This is a genomic window from Pseudoalteromonas sp. AWM4_233, from assembly GCF_056158285.1.
In genome coordinates this window covers 330174-352579 of record NZ_JBSWSZ010000001.1, presented here as the reverse complement: position 1 = coordinate 352579, position 22406 = coordinate 330174, and the positions used below count along the sequence as shown (strand labels likewise).

The following is a 22406-nucleotide window of genomic DNA, read 5'->3' as shown; positions in this document are numbered from 1 at the left end:
GCGGTATAAACACCAATACGCGATATAAAATCGCGCCTAAAATTCAAGTGCTTGTTTTAACTGTAGGTCGCGGCTTTAGCCCGACAAAGCACAGAACCTAAATTCTAGTTGTCGCCGTGAACGACGAGCTACAAAAAAGGCCGCGATTAAGCAGCCAATCAGAGAGTTTTTTGCCTACTTTAGAATTTACCCACTATGTTGATAAACCAACCTTTTGAGTCGTAGTCTAAATCAGTGAGATCATCAGAGAAATCGGTAAAGTTGTAGCCCACACCTAACTTCATGTGTTCACCAATGTGGCGATGAATACCAATTAAAGCGCCTTCGCGTTGATCTTGTGCCAAGTCTACGGCCAAACGGCGCCATTCTAATGTAGCATCCCAGTTATGCTGTAAATGGTAGTCGGCTCTAAACACTTGGAGTGATGCAGTTGAGTCGAACCATGGACTGTTGCCATCACGCATACGCATTTCACCATGACGCTCAGCGAGTTTAGTACCGAAACGCCATTTAGGTGTGAGCTGATAATTCACGTCCACTGCCCAAACTCGACTGCGTTGCTGTGGTGTATTATCAAGGCCAATACCATTTAGCTGCCCTGCGGGTGCTAAATCTTCGAGGTAAGTCACTGACGCAAGTCCCGACCAAGGGCTCGCTTTTAATGGTCGATATGCAACTCCAAACTGTGCTTCAGTAAAGTCGCTATTCAACGCGCCCACTTCGGCTTGTTGAGATGAATCACTCTTCGCCCAATCAAAGCGCAATTGTGCGCGCCAATCTTCGTTTATGTTGGCACGTAAGTTTTGACGCGTTAACCAAGACGTGCGAGTTTGAGTGGTGTCTTGATCTTCACGATATTCAATGGCACTGCGCCACTGGAAAATCGGCGAAGTATAACTAATTGAAAGTCCTGTGCCATCGCGCTGCACTTTACTGGTATCACTTTCTAATTCACCCGTCTCAAAGTTCACCCCGACCAGCCAACGACTATTGATTTGATGATCAATACCATAGGCGTGAGTTAGTCCTTGCTGCTGCGCTTGTGATTGCCATAACTGCTCGGCATACATGCTAGTGCTGTCGTTAAAGCGATGCTTAGCACCCGTTACCCAATTTTTCTGTTTGCCTTGAGTAATCATGCCGCCATCAGGGTCGTCACTAAAATCAACATAGAGGTTACTTTCTGGCGCATAGTCATAGCTGACCCCGACTTTTCCAGCCAAGCCCAAGTTACCGTCAGAGATTTCACCATTGAGAGCCAATTTTTCAGTCAGCTGAATTTCACCACCAAAGCCAACACGATTATTACGCAACCTGCTCGACTCACTATTCAAAGTAGCTTGTACAAAACCATAGGCCTGCCAATCTGTTGCACCTTGGTAGTCGAGTTGAACAACCGCATCGGTGCGCGTACCTTGATCTAGGTTGAGCGGCGAAGGTGTTGAATCAGCAAGCGCCTGTAACGGCTCTCTATCGTCGTGGCGAATACCCGCGGTTGCTTGCCAATTGTCATTCACCTGATGGGCAACATTCACTTCTACTGCTTGACGCTGTTCAAGCGCTTGTTGTTTATTTTGATCGGCTTTGACGATTAACTGTGTGTCATCACTGAGCTCAAACTCACCTTTAATACCCGCAAGTGTGGTATCAGTGCGGCTGGTTTGGCCTACGCCCGAGAAGCCCGCTTGCATTTTCTGCCAAAAGAATTGCAGACGAGATGCCTCTTCTGCCTCATCATTATTTTGAGTAAATAAGTCGGCCAGAGAGAATGCCGCTTCAATGCGCTGCGCATTGGCTTTTACAGGTAATATGCCCGATTGCACCGGATTAAAATTCATGCCGCCATTAAATGAGTTCAGTGTTTCGCCAATGCCTTCTGATTGGGCGACTTCAACTTTTACATAGCTGTGCTCGCTCAATCGATAAGTGGTATCTAGGGCATATAAGCTGTCATCATGACTATCGAGTTGCTGCTCACTCAGTGTCGCACCAACTTTGACTTGCTCGGTTAGCCAATGACTAACACGCGCACCGTAAGAGAGGTTGTCGAGCTCATCAAAACCAGGGGTAAATTCGTATTGCGCCGTTAAGAATACCGGATTGGCATCCATGGCTGCGGCTCGTACCACCAGGTCGTCTTGTTCAAATGAAGACAGCGGGCGATTTAGAATAACTCGGCCTTGCAACGCATCAATGTCGTAATCTTGCCCAGCCATCAGCGAGCGCCTGACTAGTACTAAGCCTGAGGTTTTGTCACGTACTTCAATGGCAAGCTGCTCTGAGCCGCGCACAATATCTTGATGCTGTAAGTAATAGAGTGAACCACCTGTCGCGCGATGAGATTCAAATGCAGGCATGGTTTCAGCTTGAGCAACAAACACTTGCGCTTGGGTGCTTGCATCCATAAAACTGGTTTTTGCTTCGCTCTGATACTGAGTTTGTAAACCGTATAAGCCGCGCTCAACTCGCGCCAGCTCGGTATCTTGGATCTTAGTAAAGAAGTTACCCCACATCACGTGCGAGTCATCTTTGGCGATTTTTAAATACACCTTACCGTTTGAAGGCGCATCATCTTGCACCACTGAATCATCGCCATATTCGGCTGGGTGTTGCTCTTCTTCTAAGCGACGGAACAGGCTATTCGGATCTTTTTCATGTAACCCTGAGAGCAGTTTATTGACTGGCTGCTCTTGGGTGTCGATCCGCGCAGTGACCTTGTATTCGTCGCGCCATTTACCTGTGATGTAACCAGCTAAACGACCCGTTGCGAATAAGTTACCATCTTTATTGTGATCGCTAGAAAGTAGCTCAACAGGCCCATTATGACTGTTTTGACCCAGTGTCAGATCAGCCATCGCCACATAAAACCAATCGCTTTCTGGCAGCTCCAAGTCGCGGTGAATTAAATGACCGTTGCCTTCACCATCAAGAACCGCCACTTCGGCACGATGGAAACCGGTATGGACGATTTGTTGATGCACAAACTTGCGCTCACGGGTAATGGCGACGGTGCGCCCTAAGAAATACACGTTATGGCGATCTGGCACTTGCTCACCGTACAGAGTTAACATGCCGCCATTAAGCTTGATATTCTTTTGTGCAATCTGCGACTCACCGTAGGCGGTCATCAAGTAGCCATCAACTTTTTCAGCTTCGACCGCAAAGCGTGGTCTAAAGTCCACTTGCTGCATTTGTGTATCGTCGTAGCGACCGTGTTTGTCGTAAACACGCAGGCGATACTGCAAACTCATACCTAGCAAGTTGCTCGGTAGTCGCCATTTACCATTGTGGTTTTTGTCTAACTTAACCTTGGTTAAAATTGAACGCCCATCTGGTGCCATGATCTGCACTTCAGCATAATCAATAAATGCATCGTAGTTGCTGTAACCACGCAAGTGCATCATCAGGGTACTGCCCGACTTAGTGAGTGCATGCTGCACACTCAAACGCGGAATAAGATTAATTGGGTCGTATTTCAGTTGCAGTTGCATGTTGGCTAATGCAACGTCAGCACAACGCTGTTCATCAGCGTTATTACTGCTGTCTTGATCAGAAAACGCTTCACCATCTAATGTGATCATCATAGGTGCTGCATTAGCAAGCGCGCCCTGACAAACCAGATCACGACTTGGCATAGCTCCCATTACTTCACGAGTTTTGGTTTTTTCTTCAATGTAGACGGCAATGACTTCTACGCGGCGGTTTCTCGCCATCCCCTCAAGCGTGCCGTTATCTGCGACTGGTTCGTGATTAGAGCGACCTTCTGTGGTGATCACCGACGGATCAAGCTCTAACTGCTGACGGAAGAACTCGGACACAATTTTCGCTCGGTGCTCAGACAGACCTTGGTTGGTTTTATAGATCTTCTTCGCTCTCGGACTTAAGCGTTGTGAGTCGGCATGACCAATGAAATGAATACGCAGCTGCTTTTTACCACGTAAAAAGTCCACAATACGGTTCATTTCACGACGTGTTGAGCCGGTTAAGTAATGCTTGCCCGATACGAAGCGAATGGCCGACTCTTTCACAAACTCCGCTTTATGATCGCTTTGCTCTTTATAGTCTTCTTGCACCGTTTTAGGGGTTGGTGCGGCTAGACCATGAAATACAAAGTGTTTTTGTACTAACACTTGCTCGGTGTTTTTCGCCACCCCAGCTTTAGGTAATACGGGTTGCGCTTCCTCAGCCTGCACATAAGCAGGCAGGCCCAAAACTAGCCCAAGCATAATTGGGCTTAATGAAGGTAATTTAGTCATGGCTTGTCTCCTTAGTTAGAGAAGACAAGGTAGGAATTGCTACTGGGGTCATTTCTGTTTCTATAGTTAGCTGTAATTCTCTGAGCTCAGCTTGTTCGCTTAGCCAGTGCTTTAAGTTATTCAGTTGTTGATCGGTCTGAAGTGATGGCTTGGCCTGATAGGCCACGCGGATCACCGTTGGACGCGTATCTAGTGCATCGAGTAATGCCACTAAACGTGTTTCGTAATCATTAGCAAGTTTGCTTTCAACAAACGCGCTTGGCGTCAGTTGAATACGCGCCACTCGGTGAATGTTGGCAGCAAAATCAACTTGTTGTGATTTACCACGCGTTAAACGCACTACGCGTGGGTTTTCAGACACAATACGTACACCAGACGGTAAGCTGCGCTCATCGACCTTAACGATGAAGTTGCTACCACGCACCGCATTTGGAATATCGGCACAGGCTAGGTGATAACGACCATGCTCGTCGGTGGTGATCCACAAACCTTGCGCAGTGGCTAAACGCACTGCAGGTAGACCCTTTTCATCACCATCTTGATAGCCATTACGGTTAAGGTCATTAAATACTTTACCGCTCAAGTCACTACAGTCGAATACCGGATCTGGGATAACACGTACAGCTGCAGTGGCAATATTTGAAATACGCCAACCGCTATCAAGTGAATGCTGACCACCAATAAACTCGCTCCATGCTTGGTTAATATAAGTGCCTTGGCTTACACCACTACCCACCACAACCATCAGCTCGATGTTTATCACTTGCTCAGGAGCAAGGCTGTAACTGTGCCAACGTAGTACGCGACCAAGTACTTCAGGCTCTTTGGCAAAACCATCAACACGGGCACTACCCGGCACATATTTCAGGCCAGCAGGTAGTTGGTCGATTAAAGAAAGTGGTGCTAATGTCTCACTAGAGCGGTTCTTGTAGCTGATCTGATAAGGCACTAGCTCACCAATCACCACATCTTGTTTTAATGCCGTTTTACTTACCTGCACCATGTCATCACCGTACGGGTCGAGCGGAATATGGTTATTCACCACATTGCCAGATGGCAACGTAGGGTCAATATAGAAGCTCTGATAGTACTGAGTACTGCTGTTGTTTTGAGTGATCTGATCTGAATGCGCCACACACGCGCTCGGATCGTGAATTGGTGCATCTAACTGTGGTACCAACTCTTCAAAATGCACCAATATAGGTAACTCACTCGCACCCGCGGTTAAGGTGTTTTCACACACAGGGATTTGTGTTGAGCCCCCTGCTAAGTAACCAACCGGCTCAGTAACTTCTAAACGATAAATACCCGTTGGTGATTGTGCAAAGAATAAGAACTGATAGAAACCATCTTCTGCGGTCGTTTGTTCAACGTTCGCACTGCCCCCTACCAAGTGTAGATCTGGTTCAAAGCCTGCAGGGCCGATGATCTTCACGATCGCACCTTGAATTGGCTTACGCGTTTGCGCATCGTAAACCACACCCGATGGATCGATAGGTAATGACTGGTTGTCGACCTCTTCACCAGCACTTAAGCGAAGGTTTAAGATGGTGCCTTTTTCGCTCGATGCGTCAGGATCATCAGTCACTGGCGTGCCGTAAATAACCCCACCTTGAGGGTGGCGGAAACGAATTTCATAGGTACCAACTGGTAGGCCTGCAAACGTGTAGCGACCATTTTCATCCGAAGTCGTTGTTGCCAACGGCTCTTCGTCTAATGGATTTGCTTCACCCGTTTGCGGGTCAAGTAATAGCTCGACTATCCAACCCGACTGACCGTTGTTGTCATCTTTGGCACGGTTATGGTTTTTATCGAGCCACACTAGACCACTGATACTCGCCGGGTCCATCAGTTGCTCACCGAAGTTATAGTCAACGCCATGAGTAACGTGCTCGCTGATCTGAATGTGCTTCAGCTCGTCATTTTGCTCTTGAACACCGCCAATACTACCAATGCTGTCCAGACCATCTTGAGTATTCTCAGGTTGTGTTTCGGTGATAGTAAAGCCTTCACCACCACTCAGTGGTAGTTGCTTAAACTGGTAACGACCATACCCGTCTGTCAGTACTTCACGTTGCACAGGCTGACCGTCTAAGTCGGTACCCGAAATAACTAGCTGTGTATTCGCAAGACCCAGCTCATTACTTTCTTGGGTGCCGTTGTCATTTAAATCAACATAAACCGTACCGCTTAGGTGACTACCACGTTCAGCAAAGTAGTAACCCGAGCCTTTTACGCCAAGCTCTAAATTGATATTGGTGAAGGTATCCTGACCGACTTCACCGCCTAATGAACCAAGTTGCTCTTCACCGTCTAGCCATGCTGATGGTTGAGTTTGGGTAATGCTGTATTGGCCAGGACGAAGGTAGTCGAACAAGTATTCACCTTGCTCATCAGTGCGCACTGTCAGGTTCACGGCTTCACCCTCTAAGGTTGTGCCTTCAAGGGTGATCTCAACATTGCCAACACGTAACTGCTCAGAGTCATTAATCACACCGTCTTCGTTACTATCAACGTATACAGCGCCTGCTAATGAAGCACGAGGTAGCTCAGCAAAGTTATACATACCGAAGGTTTGTAACTCTTTTAGCTCTACCGTAAAGATGTCGTCGCGACCTTTCGAGTTGGCAAACACCTCTTCGTTAAGTGACTCAGAACCATCAATGTAATCGCTTGGCTGAGTGGTCTGCGAAATCGCATAACCTTGCTCGTCACTCGGTGCAAGTTTTTCAAAACGATATTGACCGTTTTCGTCGGTGGTGGTGGTCACTTCAACCGACTGACCTCGGTAGTCATAGCCTGTGAGCGTGATTTCGCTGTTGGCAATTGCAATCTCTGACATATCGTCTGCCAGCGTTAAAACACCTTGGTCTTGTTTATCAACAAACACATAGCCCATCACAGTAAGACCATAAGATTCTGTAAAGTCAATGTTGTTGATCTGCTGTGCTGATTTTAATGTGCCAACATAAATAACATCTGTTTGCGTTGAATTTTCAACAACGACGCCAGCAATATAATCAAAGCCATCAAGGTAGAACTCAGGTTGTGCTTGGCTTACCTGATACCCGTTGCCATCACTTGGCGGTAAGCCAGTAAACTGGTATGCGCCATCAATATCAGTTTGAGCCTGACGCTCTAGCGGCTGACCAAATAAGTCACTACCTTTTAGCGTTAATGCCACATAAGGGATGGCACGATCTGCATCACTTGTAAATGTACCGCTGTTATCACTATCGACATATACATGACCGGCAATACTACCCGCTTCAAGCTCAGCAAAGGCAAGCCCAGTTCTTTGTTGCTCAGACGTAAGTGTGATGCTGATCTGATCGTTATTTTCAGCAAGTACTTCGCCTTGATCAGACTCTTTACCATCAAAGTAACCTTCCGGCTGAGACTGGATTAACACATAACCTTGCGTGTCACTGGCAGCAAGCCCTTCGAACTTAACAATGCCTTGCTCATTTGTTGACTGTTCAAGCGAGACTTCACGACCATAAATATCAGTCCCGACTAATGTCACAGTAACAGCTGGTAGGCCTAGCTCAGTGTCACTTGGCACACCATTCTGATCCGCATCTAAATAAACCTGTGCAGCAATACTGCCTAATTCATTAAATTGCTCAGTGAAAATCAGCGACGTTTGCTGCTGACCCGCATTCAGAACCAGATCAGAAATCAGATCATTTTGCTCTGAAATACGTTGCGAATTTAAGTAATCAGCACCATCAACATACTGTGCAGGCTGTACTTGGCTTACTTGATAGCCCGCAGCATCAGATGCATACAACTGCTCGAAGCTAAAGTCACCTTGCTCATCAGTCTGGGTAGTAAGCGATACGCTTTGACCTAATACATTTTGACCTGACAGTTCTATGGTTACTTGAGTTAGCACGACGTCTTGTGCTTCAAATACACCATTTTGAGCAATATCCACAAACACGCGACCCGATATCTTAGCGGTGTTTTCAGGCAACTGCTCGGTTAGTAACAATGACGTACGTGACGCCGCAGTGATGGTAATATTTGCAATCACATCATCTGTTGAGTCAACTTGCTTTCCGTCTAGGTAATCAAGCCCGTCTAAGTAAGGCGCAACTTGTTGATGCGCGACTTGATAACCTTGATTATTTGATGCAAATAATTGCGTAAATTCAAAACGACCTTGTGCATCTGTTTGCACCGATAGAGACACATCACGCGCTAATAGATCTTTACCCGTTAACGTGATCTGAGCATCACTAATAGCAATATCTTGTTCATCGAAACGACCGTTCTGATTAATATCGACAATCAATAGTCCAGAAATAACCCCTTCATTGGCAGGTAAGCGCTCTGTCATGTCATACACAACCGTCTCTTGTGACTCAAAGCGAATACCATGGGTGTGCTCAGTGTCAGGTTGTTTCGCTGTGCGTGCGCCATCTTGGTAATCAAAACCATCACGATATGGCGACACAAGTGCATGTGTGATCACATAACCTGCGCTATCTGCTTCATGTAAGCGGGTAAATTCAAAGCTACCTTCGGCATCAGTTTGCGCAGTTTGATTGACGTCACGGCCATATTGATCTCGACCTGTAAGAGTCACAATTACCTGTGCTAATGCGGTATCGCCTTTAGCAGCCTCTAATTGACCATCTTGCTCGGTATCAACAAACACAGAGCCACGGATCGTTTTAGCGCCATCGTTAGGTTGCTCAGTGAAGTCAATATTTGCTGTCAGCGTTGTTTCAGTTAGCTTAACTACAATGGCGTTATTCCCTGCATCTAGCTGGGTTGTTGACCTTGCGATGGTTAAGTAATCAAGACCATTGCTAAAGCCACCATATCCCGCTGTAACTGTGTAGCCTGCATCATTCGCAGCAGTTAAGTTGGTGAAGTTAAATTGACCTAGCTCATTGGTTTGCGTCTGGAACGTTACGGTACGACCATAAATATCTGTACCTACAAGTGAGATTGACACAGCCGATAGCGGTTTATCTAATTCAGCAGCTTCTAACTCACCATCTTGCTGAGCATCAAAGAATACACGGCCGGTAATACTACCTTCACCTGCTTTTGGTAATTCAGTGAAATCAACCGTTGCTTGCTCATTCGAACCGCTTAACTTTACTAGAACGGCATTGTCAGACATGTCAGATATAGTCGTTACACCTGATGTGGTTAGATAATCTTTACCATTCACATAACCGCCAGAACTCGCTTGAAGCTTATAACCTGCATCATTAGCCGCCGTTAAACCTGTGAATGTGTAAATACCATCCGTTTGGGTTGTTTGAGTGCGAGATACAGAGCGGCCAAAGATGTCGTTACCTGTCAGTGTGACTGTAATATTTTCGAGTGCTTTATCTAGCTCTGCCGCTTCAAGCTCACCGTCTTGTTGAGTATCTAAGAACACACGACCAGTTATACGACGATCTTCATCAGCTAACATCTCAGTGAAATCAACGCCTGCTGTCTCTGTGTTACCTGACAATGCCACAATGACTGAATTGTTAGCTGTATTTGAGGCTGTTTTCGCAGCGCCTAAGATTAAATAATCTTGACCATTTAGTTGTTTAGAAATTCCTGATTGCGCTGCTGTTACCGTGTAACCGTCATCATTCGCCGCTGTTAAACCTATGAATGAATAAGTACCGTCTGTTTTAGTCACTTGAGTGTGCGATACAGTGCGACCAAAGGTGTCTTTACCTGTCAGCGTGATTGTGATGCTTTCAAGGGCTTTGTCTAGCTCTGCTACTTCAAGTTCACCATCTTGTAAGGTATCTAGGAATACACGGCCAGAAATACTGCGTTCTTCTGGCTCTAACTGCTCTGTAAAGTCCACTGTTGCTAAACGTGTACCAGCAGTTAAATCAATCACAACTGTATTGCTTGAAGCTTGCGATCCGATGCGATTTGCACCTACAACCAAGTAGTCTTTACCGTCTAAATGATTTGTCAGACCTGACTGTGTTGCTGTCACGCTGTAACCATCAGTATTCGCTTCGGTTAAATCAGTAAACGCATATTGTCCATTCACATCTGTGGTGCGGGTTAGCGACACTGCGCGACCAAATTTATCTTTACCAGTCAGCGTAACGGTTATGTTTTCAAGTGCTTTATCAAGCTCAGCAGCTTCAAGTTCACCGTCTTGTAACGAGTCTAGGAATACGCGACCTGATACTTCGTAATTAACTGGTTTTAGCTTTTCTGTGAAATCTATGATCACTGACTTGTTCGCGCCAGTAAGATCGACAGTTACTGTACTACTATCAACCTTTGAGTCAGTGCGATTTGTGCCAATGGCAACATAGTACTTACCAACTTTATGCGCTGCGCTACCCGAGAATGTAGCTGTGAGTGAATAGCCATCTTTGTTTGCTTCGGTTAAGTCTGCAAACTCGTACTGACCATTGATATCTGTGGTTCGCGTTAGTGACACCGCGCGACCGAACTTATCTTTACCAGTCAGCGTAACTGTGATGTTCTCAAGTGCTTTATCAAGCTCAGCAGCTTCAAGTTCACCGTCTTGTAACGTGTCTAGGAATACGCGACCGGAAATACTGCGCGATTCTGGCTCTAACTGCTCTGTAAAGTCCACTGTTGCTGAGCGTGTATTAGCAGTTAAATCAACTACAACCGTATTGCTTGCTGTTTGCGATTCAGTACGACTTGCACCAACAATCAAGTACTCTTTACCGTCTAAATGATTTGTCAGACCTGACTGTGTTGCTGTCACGCTGTAACCATCTTTGTTTGCTTCTGTTAAGTCTGCAAACGTGTACTGACCATTGATATCTGTGGTACGCGTTAGTGACACCGCGCGACCAAACTTGTCTTTACCTGTCAGAGTCACTGTGATGTTTTCAAGTGCTTTGTCTAACTCCGCAGCTTCAAGTTCACCATCTTGCAAGGTATCAAGGAATACGCGACCGGAAATACTGCGCGATTCTGGCTCTAACTGCTCTGTAAAGTCCACTGTTGCTGAGCGTGTATTCGCTGTTAGATCAACCACAACTGCATTGCTTACTGTTTGCGATTCAGTGCGACTTGCACCTATAACCAAGTAGTCTTTACCGTCTAGGTGATTTGTCAGACCTGACTGTGTCGCTGTCACGCTGTAACCATCAGCATTTGCCTCAGTTAAGTCTGCAAACGTGTACTGACCGTTCGCATCTGTGATGCGTGTAAGTGACACCGCGCGGCCGAACTTGTCTTTACCCGTTAAAGTTACTGTGATGTTCTCTAAAGCTTTATCTAGTTCAACTGCTTCTAGTTCACCGTCTTGTAACGTGTCTAGGAATACGCGACCTGATACTTCGTAATTAACTGGCTTCAATTTTTCTGTGAAATCTACGATCACTGACTTGTTCGCGCCAGTAAGATCGACGGTTACTGTACTACTATCAACGTTTGAGCCAGTGCGATTTTTGCCAATGGCAACATAGTACTTACCAACTTTATGCGCTGCGCTACCCGAAAATGTAGCTGTAATTGAATAGCCATCTTTGTTTGCTTCGGTTAAGTCTGCAAACGTGTACTGACCATTGATATCTGTGGTACGCGTTAGTGACACCGCGCGACCAAACTTGTCTTTACCTGTCAGAGTCACTGTGATGTTTTCAAGCGCTTTGTCTAACTCAGCAGCTTCAAGTTCACCGTCTTGCAAGGTATCAAGGAATACACGACCGGAAATACTGCGCGATTCTGGCTCTAATTGCTCTGTAAAGTCCACTGTTGCTGAGCGTGTATTCGCTGTTAGAACAACCACAACTGTATTGCTTACCGTTTGCGATTCATTGCGACTTGCACCTACAACCAAGTAGTCTTTTCCGTCTAGGTGATTTGTCAGACCTGACTGTGTCGCTGTCACGCTGTAACCATCTTTGTTTGCTTCTGTTAAGTCTGCAAACGTGTACTGACCGTTCGCATCTGTGATGCGTGTAAGTGACACCACGCGACCGAACTTGTCTTTACCTGTCAGCGTAACTGTGATGTTTTCAAGTGCTTTATCTAGTTCAACTGCTTCTAGTTCACCGTCTTGTAACGTGTCTAAGAATACGCGACCTGAGATCGAATAAGGAATTGTGCCTAGCTGCTCGGTGAAGTCCACCGTTGCTAAACGTGTATTAGCAGTTAAATCAACTACAACCGTATTGCTTGCTGTTTGCGATTCAGTGCGACTTGCACCTATAACCAAGTAGTCTTTACCGTCTTGGTGGTTTGCAAGACCTGACTGTGTCGCTGTCACGCTGTAACCATCTTTGTTTGCTTCTGTTAAGTCTGCAAACGTGTACTGACCATTAATATCTGTGGTGCGTGTTAGTGACACAGCGCGACCAAACTTGTCTTTACCTGTCAGGGTCACTGTGATGTTTTCAAGTGCTTTATCAAGCTCAGCAGCTTCAAGTTCACCGTCTTGTAACGTGTCTAGGAATACGCGACCTGATAATTCGTAATTAACTGGTTTTAGCTTTTCTGTGAAATCTATGATCACTGACTTGTTCGCGCCAGTAAGATCGACAGTTACTGTACTACTATCAACCTTTGAGTCAGTGCGATTTGTGCCAATGGCAACATAGTACTTACCAACTTTATGCGCTGCGCTACCCGAGAATGTAGCTGTGATTGAATAGCCATCTTTGTTTGCTTCGGTTAAGTCTGCAAACGTGTAATGACCATTGATATCTGTGGTGCGCGTTAGTGACACCACGCGACCAAACTTGTCTTTACCAGTCAGCGTGACTATGATGTTTTCAAGCGCTTTGTCTAACTCAGCATCTTCAAGTTCACCGTCTTGTAACGTGTCTAAGAATACGCGACCTGAGATCGAATAAGCAATTGCGCCAAGTTGCTCAGTGAAGTCCACGGTTGCTGAGCGTGTATTAGCCGTTAGATCAACTACAACTGTATTGCTTGAAGTTTGCGATTCAGTGCGATTTGCACCAACAACCAAGTAGTCTTTACCGTCTTGGTGATTTGTCAGGCCTGACTGTGTTGCTGTCACGCTGTAACCAACAGCATTCGCTTCAGCTAAATCAGCAAACGTGTACTGGCCGTTCCTATCTGTAGTGCGTGTTAGTGACACCGTGCGACCGAACTTGTCTTTACCTGTCAGCGTAACTGTGATGTTTTTAAGTGCTTTATCAAGCTCAGCAGCTTCTAGTTCACCATCTTGTAACGTGTCTAGGAATACGCGACCGGAAATACTGCGCGATTCAGGCTCTAACTGCTCTGTAAAGTCCACTGTTGCTGAGCGTGTATTCGCTGTTAGATCAACCACAACTGCATTGCTTACCGTTTTCGATCCGGTGCGATTTGCACCAACAATCAAGTAGTCTTTTCCGTCTAGGTGATTTGTCAGACCTGACTGCGTTGCTGTCACGCTGTAACCATCTTTGTTTGCTTCTGTTAAGTCTGCAAACGTGTACTGACCATTGATATCTGTGGTACGCGTTAGTGACACCGCGCGACCAAACTTGTCTTTACCTGTCAGAGTCACTGTGATGTTTTCAAGTGCTTTGTCTAACTCCGCAGCTTCAAGTTCACCATCTTGCAAGGTATCAAGGAATACGCGACCGGAAATACTGCGCGATTCTGGCTCTAACTGCTCTGTAAAGTCCACTGTTGCTGAGCGTGTATTCGCTGTTAGATCAACCACAACTGCATTGCTTACTGTTTGCGATTCAGTGCGACTTGCACCTATAACCAAGTAGTCTTTACCGTCTAGGTGATTTGTCAGACCTGACTGTGTCGCTGTCACGCTGTAACCATCTTTGTTTGCTTCTGTTAAGTCTGCAAACGTGTACTGACCGTTCGCACCTGTGATGCGTGTAAGTGACACCACGCGACCGAACTTGTCTTTACCTGTCAGCGTAACTGTGATGTTTTCAAGTGCTTTATCAAGCTCAGCAGCTTCTAGTTCACCATCTTGTAACGTGTCTAGGAATACGCGACCGGAAATACTGCGCGATTCAGGCTCTAACTGCTCTGTAAAGTCCACTGTTGCTGAGCGTGTATTCGCAGTTAAATCAACTACAACCGTATTGCTTGCCGTTTTCGATCCGGTGCGATTTGCACCTACAACCAAGTAGTCTTTACCGTCTAGGTGATTTGCAAGACCTGACTGTGTCGCTGTCACGCTGTAACCATCAGCATTCGCTTCGGTTAAATCAGCAAACGTGTACTGACCATTAATATCTGTAGTGCGCGTCAGTGACACCACGCGACCAAACTTGTCTTTACCAGTCAGCGTGACTGTGATGTTTTTAAGTGCTTTATCAAGCTCAGCAGCTTCTAGTTCACCATCTTGTAACGTGTCTAGGAATACGCGACCGGAAATACTGCGCGATTCAGGCTCTAACTGCTCTGTAAAGTCCACTGTTGCTGAGCGTGTATTCGCAGTTAAATCAACTACAACCGTATTGCTTGCCGTTTTCGATCCGGTGCGATTTGCACCTACAACCAAGTAGTCTTTACCGTCTAGGTGATTTGTCAGACCTGACTGTGTCGCTGTCACGCTGTAACCATCAGCATTCGCTTCGGTTAAATCAGCAAACGTGTACTGACCATTAATATCTGTGGTGCGTGTTAGTGACACAGCGCGACCAAACTTGTCTTTACCAGTTAGCGTGACCGTGATGTTTTTAAGTGCTTTATCTAGTTCAGCCGTTTCTAGTTCACCGTCTTGTAACGTGTCTAGAAATACGCGACCTGATACTTGGTAATTAACTGGCTTCAGTTTTTCTGTGAAATCTACGGTTGCTGATTTGTTTGCACCCGTTAAATCTACTTTAACTGTGCTGTTTGCAGTATCTGATTCTGTGCGATTAACACCTATGATTACGTAATCTTTACCGTTCTCATTTTCTGACTTTCCTGAGAATGCGGCTGATACGGTATAACCATCAGCATTGGCTTCGACTAGGTTATCGAATGCATACTGGCCATTCACATCAGTAGTGCGCGTTAGTGACACCGCTCGGCCGAACTTGTCTTTACCAGTTAGCGTGACCGTGATGTTTTTAAGTGCTTTATCTAGTTCAACTGCTTCTAGTTCACCGTCTTGTAACGTGTCTAAGAATACGCGACCTGAGATCGAATAAGGAATTGTGCCTAGCTGCTCGGTGAAGTCCACGGTTGCTAAACGTGTATTAGCAGTTAAATCAACTACAACCGTATTGCTTGCTGTTTGCGATTCAGTGCGACTTGCACCTATAACCAAGTAGTCTTTACCGTCTTGGTGGTTTGCAAGACCTGACTGTGTCGCTGTCACGCTGTAACCATCTTTGTTTGCTTCTGTTAAGTCTGCAAACGTGTACTGACCATTAATATCTGTGGTGCGTGTTAGTGACACAGCGCGACCAAACTTGTCTTTACCTGTCAGGGTCACTGTGATGTTTTCTAACGCTTTATCAAGCTCAGCAGCTTCTAGTTCACCATCTTGTAAAGTATCTAGGAAGACACGGCCAGATACTTCGTAATTAACTGGCTTCAGTTTTTCAGTAAAATCTACGGTTGCTGATTTGTTTGCACCCGTTAAGTCAACTTTAACTATGCTGTTTGCTGTATTTGACTCAGTGCGGTTTGCACCAATGATAAGGTAATCTTTACCGTTCTCATTTTCAGTTTTGCCTGAGAAAGTTGCAGCTACAGAGTAACCATCAGCATTTGCTTCGACTAGGTTCTCGAACGTATATTGGCCGTTCACATCTGTGGTGCGCGTTAGTGACACCACGCGACCAAACTTGTCTTTACCAGTCAGCGTAACTGTGATGTTTTCAAGCGCTTTGTCTAACTCAGCATCTTCAAGTTCACCGTCTTGTAACGTGTCTAGGAATACGCGACCGGATACCTGTCTATCACCAACTTTCGGTTTTTCAGTAAATAATACAGTCGGTGTTGAATTTAGTGTCGTGATCACAACTTTATCAACGCTATGATCAGCTACTTCGATGCTATTTAAATAGTCTTTACCATCCGCATACGCAGCAACAACAGCTTGCGTTAGCGTGTATTGCGCAGCAACTTTTGCAGGGTGTAACTCAGTAAATTCAACAACACCATTTTGATCTGTTGCTCGGGTAATATTTAACTGCTGACCGAACACGTTTGTGCCAGTAAGCGTTACATTAACACCTTGTAGCCATGTATCTTCGCCATTGAAAGTACCATCTTGATTAATATCAAACAGCACTTTCGCCACGATCTTTTTATTGGTCGGTGGGATCAATTCAGCAAAATACAGATCTTCACGAGTTTGTTTACGAGTTAATGTAATTTTCGTGATTTCATCTGTGCTGCGAGACCCTGCCACTTCTGTGCGATTAAAACGCTCAAGGCCATCTACATAGTGTTGCGGTGATGTTTGCGTCACCTTGTAACCTTCTGAGTTACTAGGTTCAAGACCCGTGAATTCAAATCGACCTGAGGCATTACTCACAACCTGAACATTACTGATTGCTTTACCGCTGATGGTTATACCAGAAAGCGTAAACTGTACGTTTTCTAGTGCCTGCTCTTTGCTTGCTTTTATACCATCATCATTACTGTCGATATAAACGTAACCCGCGATAATGCCTTCTTTAGAAAGCGTTAATTCGGCAAAGTTATATTCAGATAGCGTCTGTCCTGAAGCAAGGTTAACACTCAAGCTGTCACCCGCACTTGGTTGCGCAACAACAGATGAAGCGATACTTTCTGCGCCATCTTCATAATTAGCGACCAAAATATCTTGTGATAGCTGCGTTAGTGTATAACCACTGGCATTACTAGGCTGAATATCGCTAAATCTATAAGTGCCATCTGCGTCGGTTGTTTCACGCTTATCAATCGTGGCACCAGTATGATCAGTACCTGTTAATTGGATAACAATATTCTGAATACCAGCTTCTGCACCATCAAACATATTGTTTTCATTAGCATCTACAAATACACGACCCGATAAACTCGCAGGCTGCACTTTTAATAATTCAGCAAAATTTCGATTTTCTAACTTAGCTTTATTTGTAACCGTTCCTAACTGGATAACATCTGTGCCGCGCGTATTCTCGATAACAGCACCTGCCTCACTTTCTAAACCATCATTGTATTCGCTTGGTTGAGTTTGTGTCAGACGGTAATTACCGCCAGTAAAGCCATCAATAAGGTAAAAGCCTTGCGCATTGGTTTGAGTAGTTAAAGTCACACTTTTACTGCGTATGTCTGTACCAGTTAAAGTCAGGGTGACATTTTCGATACCGCTAGTTTCTGTAGCCTCTTTAAAGCCATTATCATTTTCATCAACCCAAACATAACCACTTACTGATGCAGTGCCACGCTCTGCAAATGTATGATTTAATGATGAGCTACCTGCTGTAAGGCGAATATTTGAGATTAGATCGCTATTCTCACTGTTCGCTAAAATTTCACCGCTGCGGCTATCTTTACCATCTAGGTATTGATTTAAGGCTGATTGGGTAGGTTGCGTCAGTGTATAAGTGCCTGGAGCAAGATCAGTAAAAGAAAACTCACCAGTTCCGTTCGTCATCACACTTTTTTGCGTGATACTGCCCCCAGCATCTAGGTTACCATTCAATAAGATTTGAATATTTGCTAACCCATTGTCTGTTGTACTCGAAAATACGCCATCATTTTGTAAGTCGAAAAACACCTTACCTGAGATAATGCCTTTGACTACAGGCGTAGTCGCAGAGTTTCGATTATTCGTCTTATTGGTATCAAAGCCTTTTGTTTCAATCCATGCTTCATTCACGACTTGTTCACCACTCGGCATACTATTGAGCTTAACGGGAACACGAATTTCAATTGGCGTTTCATTCATCGCAATCAGATTAATATCACAACGAATAAAGTCAGTTACTTGGCTGCTGCTAGGTGCGGTAGCTCGACTTGCAGTACATACCCCTTTAGAAGTACTGACTGCACCATTTAAGCTCAAGTAAGTTGGCAGATAATCATAAACAACGTTGCCTGCGCTATCACCCGGGCCTGCATTACTTACTTTAATGATATATTCAAACTCACTCCCCACTGCAACTTGAGGCACAGATGCTTCTTTAGTGAGGGATAAGTCTACAGCCACTCGAATAGAGGTTTTCTCAGCTTCGCTATTATTAGCAGATACATTGTCTTTTTCATTTGAGAAAATAGTGGCCAACGTTTCTGCTACTTCACCGGTAGTCGAAGGGCGAGAGATCACTTCAAAAAACATATAGCGAGTATAAATTGCATTATTGCCAGCGGTATTTTCTCGAAGCTCATACTCTTCTAAGCTGCTATCACTGCTGTTTTCTGGCCCTTTACAGTTAAACGTTGTTTGCCCTGTGAAACTTTGCCCAGTATTACTACAGCGTGCTTGAGAGACTGAGCAAGTATTATTGGCACCGCTATCACATAAAAATTTAAGGGTTTGATTGACCCCCTTAGGGGTTACTTGAAAGTCATACCCTACGCCACTAGCAACAGATGTATTACCATCGTTATCAGTTAAGTATTCTAGGTCAACTTTATACACCACAATGTTATCAAGAGAGCCTGGAAATCCTCTTGGGCTTGGGTACCAACCTAGCGGATCATCAATATCATTATTTTCAATTTTTAGGTTTGCTGTACGTGTGTTTACTTGCAAGGCCTTAGATTTGCTGTTGTTACCCGATAAATTATCAAACTGCATATTGTCAGCACTGATCACAGATGTCCCATCAAGTCGCCAATCCATTCGATTAGAAGCACTTTTTGGTAAAACTGTCACAACCACTGTTTGCGCCTCGTTACTTGCCAGCTCCCCGATATTACAAGTCAGCCTATTCACCGCAGAATTAAAACTACAGACATTGCTTTGTCCGCTTCTTGAAAAGCGGCTACTAATAAAAGTAAATGTATTCGCTGCCGGTTTAGTAAATGTATGAACTAGCTCAACACCTGACGCTTTACTCGCCCCAAGGTTAGCCAACTCAATGGTCATGATGGCGTTATCACCTGTGCTAACAGGGTTTTGCGCATAGCTCACTTGAGTGACTGCGACATCAAATTTAGCTGCAACATTACTTGCAACTTGGGCCGTATTATTTGCCGTTTCAAGATCTAAATGAGTATTTGATGATACTGAGGCTTCATTGGTAACCTGCCCATTAGTCAATACAAATGGACGCGCCACAGTAATTGGGACTTGAACTTGATCACCAACAGCAAACACTTCATTTTTGACTAGATGACATAAGATTTGTGTCTTGGTATTTTCAAAGCTACCTGTCTCTTTGCTTTGACAGCTAAATTGACTACCGCGTGAACTGGTTACTGTGCTAGGAAAGCGAATAGCGGTTACTTGACTGTCGTATTTCGATTTAAACGTTGCGGTAAAGTCATCCGTTATCAAAACGGCTGCTTTGCCTGTATTTGAACTAATTTTTATATCGTTTCCAGTGATATTTGAACCTGAAAGATTACTCACTGTTAACGTATAATTCAGCTCACTCTCAGTTGCTGACAGTGATGTTTTATCTACTGTTTTTGATATTGCAAGGTCTGCAGTTTGCGAACTTGTTATTGATTTAGTTTTTTGTGCACTAACCTCTGAACCACCCACATCTTTGGCTGTCGCAATGTTAGTTAATGTGCCTTCAGCCACAGCCCGAGTGGTAATGGTCACCTTGTTGGTTTGAGTACCGGCCTGTAATTTATTACTAAACACACAAGAAACAATGCCACCAGTCCCGTTCGCTAATGGCTCTCGATGTGTACACGACCAATTACTACCACTGGCACTGACATACTGTTCCCCGTCTTTAAGCGCATCTTCGAGTGTTAATGTACCTTGTGTTGCACCTTCGCCATTATTTTTTACTTTAATAATGCTCTCTATCAAAGCGCCTTTAGCGACTAACTTAGTATTCTTAGTATCTTTCGCACGCTTTGTTTTAGAAACACTTAATTTAACAGGGTTAATTGGTTGAAAGCCCCAACCCGTGTATGAAGTTTGGAAGTTATTACCGCCATACCCTACGGAAAAAGTATTTCGAGGAAGCTGATTGTTATAAGGCGCTCTTACAGTTAACACGACACGCGTCTTGGTATAAGCCGCAATAGAACTTGCAGTACAATTCAATGTTGGCGAAGCGATTGAACATACCCAATCACTGGATGTTTGCCATGTACCATTCACATTGCGTTGAGATATAAAGCTAACCGGGATATAACCGTCGCTTAGCGTATCTTGAAGCGCAACATTCGACGCTGCGCCTGCCCCCGTATTTTCAACTTGCAGATAATAGTTGAATGTTTGGCCCATGTAATTCTTATTATTCCAAGCCAAGTTAGAGGTCTTTTGTAACACAAGTTTCGCTGCGCTTGAGGCGACATTAAAAGAAACACTGCCTGTTGCAGCATCTCCTGTCTTTGGTGTCACAGTAGCTGTATTAGTAATACTATTCCCAACAGAAACAGCCCTAACCGTTAATTGAACTTGTTTAGTTTGGTCTTTCGCTATTGATGCGACTTTTGGCAAACAAGTTACTTTTTGGCCAGACACAGAACAATTAAAGTCATCTGAAGTAACGGCTGAACTTAGTGGAGAAATTAAAGCCACTTGGTTAGGTAGCGTATCTTCTAAGTTGATTAACTCTTTCGTATCTCCACTATTAGTCACAGTAATCTTAAAGGTAAATTGCTCACCACTTACAAAAGAGTTTCTACCCCCATCAATTGTTTTGCTGACACTGAGAGTCTGTGGAATAACAACATTAATCGTGCCATTCGCTGAGTTATTACGGCTATTTAGGTCTACAGAGCCGCCATTGCTGTCAGTAGCAATCTTAGCTGTCGAGACATACTGACCTTTAACTTGAGGAGATAATGCACGCACAATGATGACATCGCTGTCATTAATATCTAAAGAAGTTGCACTACAAGAAACTTGTTGCCCGCTCCGATTACAACTCCACCCAGTCGCAGGTGTAACACTCTGAAAGGTAACGCCATCTTTCAAAGTGAACGTCATAATTGGTTTTAATGCTCTGCTTGGTCCTAAATTTCTAACTGTAATTTCATAACTGTGAGCCGTATTTGGATCTATGCCCCAATAACCTGGGATCTTTGTTGCAACAGATACAGCAAGATCTGCATGCTCTTTTAGCCTTGTGTTAACTGTTTTACTATTATCACTGCTATCAAGTTCGGCTGTATCACTTGAAACCGCGGAACTCGCCGTTACTACTCCGCTCCCCAGTTGTGTCACACTTGATGCGAAGCTTAGTGAAGCACTCTCCCCTGATGACAAGGCACCTTTAGTACAAGTGATCACTTGGTTCGTTCGACTACAGCCCCATCCTGAAGTCTGGCTGCTTCCTGAGTTCCACTGTGCAAAGCTTGGTAAAGTATGCTTTAACACCACGTTAGCAGCATCATCTGGCCCATTATTTTTAACTTGAACACGATATTGGTAAGTTTGATTGAGGTATACATCCGATGGATCTGATGTCAGTGTTGTGACAGCCAAATCAACACCCGCGACGATTGACGTATTTTGTGTTTCTTCGTTGTTTAGTAATTTAGAGGGGTCTTCATTATCTGCAGTAATACGTACGCTAGGTTCAATGGTTAAGCCTGTTGCAGCAGTAGTAATTATGGTTATTTGCAAAGAGCCAGATGTTCGCCCTCTTATGCTTCCCATCTCACATCGTAATTTATTTCGTGATTTTCCCGCGTCAAGGTAGGCTTGCACTTGGCAGCTACTGGTGCTCGAGACAAAATTGGTTGTTTCTGGAATGAAGAACTCAACCACAACATTTTCTGCAGTGTCTTCTTCACTGTTAGTAAACTCGATGTTATATCTGACTTCTCCGCCACGAGGCACTGTGGTATCTATGTCTTCAAACGTAGATATTTGAATATCTACTGCCCACACCGAACTCGCTAAAAACAAAAGCGGCAATAACATTAACTTTAATAGCTTACTGAACATCCCTAGAACCAAATTTACCTAAATTAAACACAACGCAATTCGAGCAGGAAAGTCTAATGATAAAGGAGGGTGTAATCCAGTGTAATATGCACAAAATTAAAACAATTTCAGATAATTATGGAAATAATATGTAGGAATTGATTTTTAAGTAATATTTAGAGATGAGGGTTAACTTTAAAAGCAATACTTTTTAATAAATATGT

At 44.5% G+C, this 22406-nt stretch carries 2 protein-coding genes; both read right to left on the bottom strand.

Annotation, left to right across the window (positions count from 1 at the left end; genetic code table 11):
• Window positions 1-179 precede the first annotated feature (179 nt).
• Window positions 180-4256 (bottom strand): OmpA family protein, encoded by a 4077-nt coding sequence (locus tag ACXAC4_RS01515; protein ID WP_475158519.1) that lies wholly within the window; start codon window positions 4254-4256, stop codon window positions 180-182.
• Window positions 4249-22203 (bottom strand): SdrD B-like domain-containing protein, encoded by a 17955-nt coding sequence (locus tag ACXAC4_RS01510; RefSeq protein ID WP_475158518.1) that lies wholly within the window; start codon window positions 22201-22203, stop codon window positions 4249-4251. Before ACXAC4_RS01510 ends, ACXAC4_RS01515 begins: the two co-directional genes overlap by 8 nt.
• Window positions 22204-22406 lie beyond the last annotated feature (203 nt).

Bases quoted from the DNA above. Each gene is read 5' to 3' on its own strand.
- ACXAC4_RS01510 (WP_475158518.1), bottom strand. From the start codon at position 22,203: ATGTTCAGTAAGCTATTAAAGTTAATGTTATTGCCGCTTTTGTTTTTA.
- ACXAC4_RS01515 (WP_475158519.1), bottom strand. From the start codon at position 4,256: ATGACTAAATTACCTTCATTAAGCCCAATTATGCTTGGGCTAGTTTTG.